The following is a 7,459-nucleotide window of genomic DNA, read 5'->3' as shown; positions in this document are numbered from 1 at the left end:
CCGGGCGCGGCCGGGCGCGCTGTTCGTCGCGCGCGGTGCGGGCCGTCTCGCTCGCGGCCTCGAGGGCGGCGACGGCCTCGGCCTGCAGCAGGAGGGCGGCGGAGAGCCGACTCAGTTCGGCGGCGGCCGCCTCGAGCTGCACGGTGGCCCGGTTGGTCTTCTCGGCCTGCACGGTCGTGCGGGACTCGAACGCCCGCACCCGGGCGGCGGCCGCCTGGGCCTGGGTCTTGCGGGCGGACAGCACGACGCGGGCCTCGGCGAGGTCGGCGACGACCTGCTCGAGCCGGGTGCGCACCGCAGCGAGCGAGTCGGCGGCCGCATCGCGGTCGGCGATGAGCTCGAGGCGGCTGCGCCGGGCCCCGGAACCACCGCACAGCACGGTGTCGCTGAATACGTCCCCGGCCCGGGTGATGACGGTGATCGGGAGGGCTGCGCGCTCGGCGGTCGCCACGCCAACGGTCTCCACGCCAACGGTCTCCACTTCCTCGGATCGGGGTCCGAATCGGTCCACGGCGGCTCGGGCGGCGTCGAGGTCGTCGGCGATCGCCGTACGCCGGAGCAGGCCGAGCACCCCGGGTGGCGCGTCGATCACCGATTCGGCCCAGAGCAGCCCGGGCTGCACGGCGAGGTCGGGCCGGGTGTCGGGTGCGAGGACATCCGTCGTGCCGGTACCCGACGTGCCAATACCTGACATGCCGGTATCCGCCGTGCCGTCACCGGGCGCGTCGGCGTCGATCGTGCCGGCCGTCGCATCGCCGGTCGCGTCTGCGGGCGGGGCGTCGGCCCTGGCGTCTTCGTCGATCGTGCCGGCCACGATCAGTTCGACCCGGCCGAGATCGTCGGCGCGGGCGCGCACGATGGCGTCGACGGCCGCGCTCCAGGTGTCGGCGAGCACGGCGTCGGCGAGGGAGCCGAGGGCGGCGGCGATGGCGGCCTCGTAGCCGGGCCGCACGCGCACATGCTCGGCCACCAGACCACGGATGCCCGCCGGCGCCGCAGCGAGCAGGGCCGCCGAGCCGTCCTTATGGTCCAGGGCGAGGGACAGTGCCCCCGCGCGGGCGGCGAGGGCGTCCCGTTCGCGTTCGCCGAGGTGCAGTTCGTCGCGCAGGCGTTCGACCTCGACCTCCGCCTGGGCGACGGCAGACCGGGCCGCGGCGGCAGCCTCGGCCGGGTGGCTCTCGCCGGCGTCGACGGCGGCCGCGTCGAGCGCCGCGGCGTCCGCGTCGAGTCCGGCGAGGTGTGCCTCAGTCGTGTCGACCCGGCCACGGGCGGCATTGAGGGCGTTCTGCTGCCGCAGCACCTCGCCGCGCACGGAGGCCAGGCGGCCCGCGGCGGTCTCGGCCTGCCCGGTCAGCTGGGAGAGGTGAAGGTCGTGCCGGGAGACCAGCACGGCCTGGGCGGCGATCTGTTCGTCGAGGGCGTCGAGCCGGCCCCGGGCCTCCTCGGTGGCCGCGCGGGCGGCAGCCCAGGTGGAGTCGGCCACGTCGATGCGGCTACGCAGCGCGTCGATCTCGGCGGCGGCATCCGTCAGCATCGCCGTGGTCACGCTGGGGCCGGCGTCCACGGACTCGGCCTGCGAGCCGAGCAGGGCCAGCCGCTGGTTGGCGAGGGTGTAGAGGCCGCGCAGGCGCTCCTGCACGGATTCCAGGCCGAAGTTCGTGCGCCGGGCCCGGTCGACGGCGTCGCCGATCTGCTCTTGCTCGAGTCGGCGCAGGCGCCGCTGCCGGGTCTCGAGCCGTTCGGTCAGCACGAGTCGTTCGGCGTGCCGCTCGCTCTCGGTGCGGCCGTGCGCGTCGAGCGCGATACGCAGCGTGACCACGTCGTCGGCGAGGAGCCGGGCCCGGGCGTCGCGGGCGACGGCGGCGATGATCTGCGCCTCGCGGGCGATGTCGGCCTGGCGTCCGAGCGGCTTGAGCTGCCGCCGGATCTCCCCGGCGAGGTCGCTGAGCCGGGTGAGGTTGGCCTGCATGCCGTCGAGCTTGCGGAGGGTCTTCTCCTTGCGCCGACGGTGCTTGAGAATGCCGGCGGCCTCCTCGATGAACCCGCGGCGCTCCTCGGGGCTGGCGCGCAGCACGGCGTCGAGCTGCCCTTGCCCCACGATCACGTGCATCTCCCGGCCGAGGCCGGAGTCGCTGAGCAGCTCCTGCACGTCGAGCAGGCGGCAGGTGCGCCCGTTGATCGCATACTCACTCGCGCCGTTGCGAAAGAGGGTGCGGGAGATGGTGACCTCGGTGTAATCGATCGGTAGCGCGCCATCCGTGTTGTCGATGGTCAGCGTCACGGCCGCCCGGCCGAGCGGGCCCTTGGTGGACGTGCCGGCGAAAATGACGTCTTCCATCTTGCCGCCGCGAAGGGTCTTCGCGCCCTGCTCGCCCATCACCCAGGCGAGTGCGTCGACGACGTTGGACTTGCCCGAGCCGTTGGGCCCGACCACGCAGGTGACGCCGGGTTCGAAGGCGAACGTGGTGGGGTGGGCGAAGGATTTGAAGCCTTTGAGCGTGAGGCTTTTCAGATACACGGTTTCGCCCCCTTTCGTCGCTGACTCGGGTCGCGGCTGCCCGGCGCGCCACCCCCAGTAACGGTACCGGACACAGCCGCCACCGCCCGGTAGGCGCGGTCCCTGGCGGTAGGCGCGGTCCCTGACGAATTCGACGGAGATTTTGCCGATTTGGAGCGGAAACGGATGTCTCGGGCCGGGTTTGAGCAAAATCTCCGTCGAATTGGTTCGGGGTTGGGGCCGAGCCCGGGCGGCAGGGGCGGCAGGGGCGGCGCTACGCTGGCCGATCATGGGGACCTTCACCTTCGAGATCGACGAACTCGCCATCCCCGCCGCGCCGCAGGCTCCCGGCTGGGCCGATTTCGAGGCGGCAAACGGGGTGCGCAACACGGTCGAGGCCGAGGCGTATGGCACCACCGACCTGGAGCTGACCGCCGAAGAGCTCCTGCCGGGCTGGCTCAAGCAGGCGTGGGAGCCCAAGCGCCTCTTCGTGGCCCGGTCCAAGGGACGCCTTGTCGGGCGCGGTCACTACGAGACCCTTCCGGAGGATTCTGCCGAGCACGCGTGGTTGGCCGTGGAAGTGCTTCCCGAGTACCGACGGCGAGGCATCGGCTCAGCCCTCACTGCCCGGCTCGAGGCGATCGCGCAGTCCGAGGACCGTAGCGTTCAGATCGTCTACGCACCATCACCGACAGCGCCGGGTGAGCGCATTCACTCCCCCACCGGGTTCGGTTCGGTTCCGCTCGGCAACCCCGAGGTTCGGTTCCTTCAGGGCCGCGGCTACCTCCTCGAGCAGGTCGTGCGCGCCAGCCGGCTTACCCTGCCGGTGGATCCCACGCAGCTACGCCGACTGCGCGACGCCGCCGCCGCGCACGCGGGTCCGGACTATGCAGTGCTGCAGTGGGTCGATCGCACCCCGCCGGAATGGTTGCCCGATCTGGCGGTGCTCTACACGCGCATGAGCACGGATGCCCCGAGCGCCGGCCTTGCCGAACCGGAGCAGCTCTGGACGCCCGAGCGCGTCATGCAGGAGGAGCAGAAGGCTGCCGCCGGCAGGCGCACGGCGCTGACCTCGGCGGTGCTGCATGGCCCGAGCGGCCACCTCGTGGGATTCACCGAGCTGGAGGTGCCGGCGGAGTCCCGCCGCGCGGTCAGCCAGGAGGACACTCTGGTGCTGCGCGAGCACCGCGGCCGCCGGTTGGGGATGCTGCTGAAGGTGGCGAACCTCGAGCTGCTCGCGGCGGAGCGCCCCGGGCACCCGTCGGTGTTGACCTATAACGCTGAGGAGAACCGGCACATGCTCACGGTCAACGAGGCCATCGGCTTCGTGCCGCTCGGTTACGAGGGAGCCTGGCGCCGCGACGCCCTCTAACCCGGCCCTCCGGCCCTCAAGCCTGCCGAGCCCTGAATCCCCGAGCCCTGAGTCCCAGAGCCAAAGACCCAGAGCCAAAGACCCAGATCCCAAGACCCGACAACCAAAAGCCCAAAGCCAAAGAACAAAAGACCGCAAAGCCAGCAAAGAGGGCAGTGCCGGTTATGCAGCAACAGGTGGTGCGGGTGGCAGAGCAATACCCCGTCTGCGAGGTCCGTGTAGCCGTTGTCTTTCAACCACTCAGTGATGTGGTGTGCTTCAGTCCAGGCGGGTGATCTGTCGCAGTCCACCCACCGGCACCCGCCGTCGCGCACTCCCACGGCGGCGCGCTGTGCCTCGGTGAAGAGTCGTTCGTCACCGCCGACGTCGATGATCTGCCCGGTGTCGTCGAACTGGCCTTCGGGTTCCGGTGTCGCAGTGGAGCCGGTCGATCGTTTCCTGCGAGATCGGCTCGGGGTTGCCTTCGATCTGCCCGTGGCCTCGGACTTCAGGGCTCCCGGCTGGCGCGGTTTGACGGCCTTTTCGGTCACGATGACCCGCACCGAAGGGCGGTGACCGCCGAACACCCGGCCCTGATCGGCCTCGCCGGCGATCTTCAGCAGCTGCACGAGGGCATCGGCGGCGATCTGGTCCGTGGTGCGGGGGTCGTCCTGCATGCGTGTGGCCCACGCGGCTTTCGCCTTGTCGACGAAGCGCACCCCGCCGCGGCGAGGGCTGGTGATCGAGTCGAAGACGGAGAGCACGAACTCGCCGTCTTCGGTCGCGAAGAGGCCATCCAGACGCACCTTGCCGTTGCCGAGCCGGTAGACCTTCAGGAACCGGTCGTCGTGGGCCTGCTTCTCCCGGGCGGCAATGCCGGCCTCGTCGAGGCGGTCGCGCATGCGCCGCGCGAGTCTGAAGACCTGGTCAGTGTTCAGCGTCGACGCCTCGACAAGAAGCAGGGTCAGGGCTTCGGTGAGCTTGTCGGCGGTGACCGCCGCGTCGATCTGGCCGAGACCAAAACGGATCGACTCGGCCGCGTCGACGGAGAGAGCGCCACTGGTGACCGCGCGGGCGATCGGCGCCTGCCAGGGCACCTTCGCAACGAACTCCGCAACCTCGGCGGCATCAGCGTCCGGCGACTCCACGGCCGCCTCGACGCGCGCCTGCGCCGCCTCGGCATCGGCCATCATCGTGCCGACCGCGACCAGTTTGAACGCGTCGGTCTTGGTCGAGCCCGTCACCTTTTGGATCAGCGCCTCGGGCGACAGGAATCCCTGCTGCGCGGCCAGACCTGAATGGCCGAGTTCGGGCCGGGAACGCCGGGCGATGGTCGCCGCCATCCACGCGGATCGGGTGTCGAAGAGGCGGCGGGCGGCCGCGATCTGCTTCTGACCGGCCAGCACCGCGGCGTCGGCGAGGTGCTCATAGTCGGCGCAGGACGAGCCCAGGCGGGCGTCGGCATCCGTTGCCGCTCTGAGGTCATCTGCGGTGGTTGTCATGGTCCGAGGTTAGCGAAGATGGTAATTAAAGTCGAGAGTTATTCACTTGATATTCGAAAGACTTTCGTATTTTTGTTCGACAGGCAGGCTTCTCGCGGGCAGCGAGCCTCAGCGCAGCCGTTGGCATCGCGGGCAGAGGTGTGAACTGCGGTTCATGAACTGCTGCCGCACGAGCAGTGTGCCGCAGCGGGGGCACGGTAGACCCTGCCGGCCGTACGTGTTGAGGCGGTGCGAAAAATACCCGGACTGACCATTCACGTTCACGTATTGCGCATCGAAACTGGTGCCGCCCTCGGCCAGGGCCCGGTTCAGGATGCTGCGGACCGCGCCGAGCAGCGCCCGCCCCTTCGCGGGCGACAGGGAGTCTGCCGGCTGCTCGTAGTGCACCCGGGCCTCGAAAAGGGCCTCGTCGGCGTAGATGTTCCCGATGCCGCTGATCAGGGTCTGGTCGAGCAGGGCGCGCTTGATCCCGGTCTTCTTGCGGGCCAGGGCAGTCAGGAAGAGCGGCGCCGAGAAGCCCGGATCCAGCGGGTCGCGCGCGATGTGCGCCACCTGCGACGGGATCAGCCCCGACCAGCCCAGGCCTGAACCGGCCAGTCCGTCCGCCCCGGTCGCGCCGCCTGCGAGCCCGGAGTACCCGGCCGTCAGCCCGTCGCGGGTGGGCTGCATCGAGTCCACGGCCATACTGCCGAAGATGCGCTGGTCGACGAAGTTGACCCACAGCTCGCCGTGTTCCGGGTGCTCGATCTGCAAACGGATGCGCAGGTGCCGGTCCGTGTCCGATCCGGGGCTGCGCAGCAGCACCTGACCACTCATTCCGAGGTGCACGACCAGGGCGCGCCCGGAATCCAGCGGCAGCCAGAGGAACTTACCCCGGCGGACGGCGGCGAGCACGCCCCGCCTCTGCAACAGGTCGGCAAAATACCCGCTCGCGGAGTCATGGCGACGCAGGGATCGTGGCTCGAAGACCTCGACACCGGCGATCACGGCGCCGGTTACGGCCGGCGCCAGGCCGGCGCGAACGACCTCCACTTCAGGAAGTTCGGGCATGCGAGCCTTTCAGCGTCACGGCCTGACAGCAGCTCAGGGAGTGCTGAGGCGCGTCCAGGCGTCGAGCGCGGCGGCCATCTCGGCGTGCTTCTTGCTCGTGCCCCCACCGACCGCACTTACGTCACCCACAGTGACGGTGGCGATGAAGATCTTGGAGTGATCGGGTCCGCTTTCCGCGATGGAATACACGGGAACCCCGGTTCCCAGGCGAGCCGCGGCTTCCTGCAGGCTCGTCTTGGGGTCCATGGACACTCCGAAGTGCCCTGGGTCACGGAGGAGCGGCTCGATCAGGCGCAGCACGAGCGCCGTCGCCGTCTCTCCGCCGGAGTCGAGGTAGACCGCTCCGATGAGCGCCTCGACGGTGTCGGCAAGGATCGACGACTTGTCGCGCCCATTGGTGAGGATCTCGCCGCGGCCGAGGCGCACGTACGCACCCAATCCGATGCCGCGCGCGATGCCCGCCAGGGCAACGCTCGACACCAGGCTGGCCCGGCGCTTGGCAAGGTCACCCTCGTCGAGCTGCGTGTACTCCCGATAGAGCATGACCGTCACGGCCTGCCCCAGAATCGAGTCACCGAGAAATTCGAGGCGCTCATTGTTGGGTATGCCGCCATGCTCGTACGCGTACGAGCGGTGGGTGAGAGAGAGCTCAAGCAAGGCCGGGTCGATCTGCACGCCGAGAGTCGCCAGCAAGGACGAGACCTCGGGATCGACGCTCACGAGTGCCGACTCAGCGAGTGCCCGCCAGGCAGATGCCGACCGAAAACACTGATGCCGCGACTCAACGGATCGGGACCCTGAATCGGGACTCCCGGCATCCGTCGGCGCGGCATCAGACGTTCGAGCACAACGAGACTAAACGTCGGCGACCTTGCGGCCCTTGTATTCCATGAACAGCGCCGTGCCGGCGGCGTCGGTGACGACCTTGGCGCGGTGCGGCAGGCTGTAGACAACTTTGCCGTTTTCCATGGTCTTGACCAGGGTGGGAGCTTCGGCCTTCCAACAGGAACGACGTGAACGGGTGTTGGAGCGTGATTGCTTGCGCTTCGGGACTGCCAT

Annotated in this window: 6 protein-coding genes; 1 reads left to right on the top strand and 5 read right to left on the bottom strand. The window is 69.6% G+C overall.

The window, feature by feature from the left end; genetic code table 11:
* Positions 1–2,518: chromosome segregation SMC family protein (locus E3T40_RS11930; protein WP_166786627.1), on the bottom strand; the 2,518-nt coding region annotated here is incomplete at its 3' end.
* 268 nt (positions 2,519–2,786) lie between these two features.
* On the opposite strand from E3T40_RS11930, the gene E3T40_RS11925 reads away from it, so the two are divergent.
* Positions 2,787–3,869 carry a GNAT family N-acetyltransferase gene (locus E3T40_RS11925; protein WP_134543726.1) on the top strand — a complete coding sequence of 361 codons (1,083 nt, stop codon included), beginning with the start codon at positions 2,787–2,789 and terminating at the stop codon, positions 3,867–3,869.
* Here E3T40_RS11925 and E3T40_RS11920 read toward each other — a convergent pair.
* From E3T40_RS11920 to rpmF, 4 genes are all read right to left on the bottom strand, one after another.
* Positions 3,866–5,350: a DUF222 domain-containing protein gene (locus E3T40_RS11920; protein WP_134543723.1), complete on the bottom strand. Its 1,485-nt coding sequence runs from the start codon at positions 5,348–5,350 to the stop codon at positions 3,866–3,868. The two genes, E3T40_RS11925 and E3T40_RS11920, sit on opposite strands and share 4 nt — an antisense overlap.
* A gap of 108 nt (positions 5,351–5,458) precedes the next feature.
* The gene (locus E3T40_RS11915; RefSeq protein ID WP_134543721.1) at positions 5,459–6,400 is read right to left on the bottom strand and encodes an Fpg/Nei family DNA glycosylase; all 942 of its coding nucleotides are present in this window, start codon (positions 6,398–6,400) and stop codon (positions 5,459–5,461) included.
* A 33-nt stretch (positions 6,401–6,433) separates the two neighbouring features.
* The gene (rnc, locus tag E3T40_RS11910; protein ID WP_104195157.1) at positions 6,434–7,120 is read right to left on the bottom strand and encodes a ribonuclease III; all 687 of its coding nucleotides are present in this window, start codon (positions 7,118–7,120) and stop codon (positions 6,434–6,436) included.
* Between the two features lie 135 nt (positions 7,121–7,255).
* The gene (gene rpmF / locus E3T40_RS11905) at positions 7,256–7,459 is read right to left on the bottom strand and encodes a 50S ribosomal protein L32 (RefSeq protein WP_066596228.1); all 204 of its coding nucleotides are present in this window, start codon (positions 7,457–7,459) and stop codon (positions 7,256–7,258) included.

Source organism: Cryobacterium sp. TMT1-19 (assembly GCF_004403055.1).
Lineage (GTDB): Bacteria > Actinomycetota > Actinomycetes > Actinomycetales > Microbacteriaceae > Cryobacterium > Cryobacterium sandaracinum.
The sequence above is the reverse complement of the archived record's forward strand: the minus strand, read 5'-3'. Positions and strand labels throughout refer to the sequence as shown.